The organism is Lactobacillus nasalidis (assembly GCF_016587775.1).
Lineage (GTDB): Bacteria > Bacillota > Bacilli > Lactobacillales > Lactobacillaceae > Lactobacillus > Lactobacillus nasalidis.
In genome coordinates this window covers 1-512 of sequence record NZ_BOCG01000176.1, presented here as the reverse complement: position 1 = coordinate 512, position 512 = coordinate 1, and the positions used below count along the sequence as shown (strand labels likewise).

The following is a 512-nucleotide window of genomic DNA, read 5'->3' as shown; positions in this document are numbered from 1 at the left end:
TGATTTAATTCTGGATGCTCAACCAGCGCTAGAAGGCTAAGCATCGCATTCTTGTCCCGATCTACGACTATGCCATAGTTCGGGCATTTTTCGTTATAGCAGACGTACTCATTGTGTTTAGTACCATGTTTCTTGTTTCCGTAAAGAGTGATCTTGTCATCACCTTTTTTGACATTACCACAAGCCGCACAACGCTGAGTAGATGGATACAGCTTATTTGCCAGAATAAGTTCCTTACCGTACCAATCGCACTTGTAGGTCAAGATCTGCTTAAATTTGCCAAACATCGACCGGTGAACACCCTTTGAAGCTACGTGGCTCATCAGCATGCCCTTAACTGACAGATTTTCGATCACGATCTTGTCGTAGTCATTAACCAGTTTAGTCGTAAACTTCTGCATCAAGTCATTTTGGATATTACCTGCCTTGCGATAGCATGCTTGAAGCTTGGCTTTCGTCTTCAAGTAATTCTTGCTTTCGCAAGCAGCTTCTCCATTTTTGACTTGCTTTTT

General features: G+C 42.4%; 1 protein-coding gene. It reads right to left on the bottom strand.

The genetic code is table 11. From position 1 onward, the window contains the following. Positions 1 to 512, bottom strand: a 512-nt coding sequence (locus lacNas_RS03195) for an RNA-guided endonuclease InsQ/TnpB family protein (RefSeq protein WP_201346581.1), incomplete at both ends; no start/stop codon positions are given.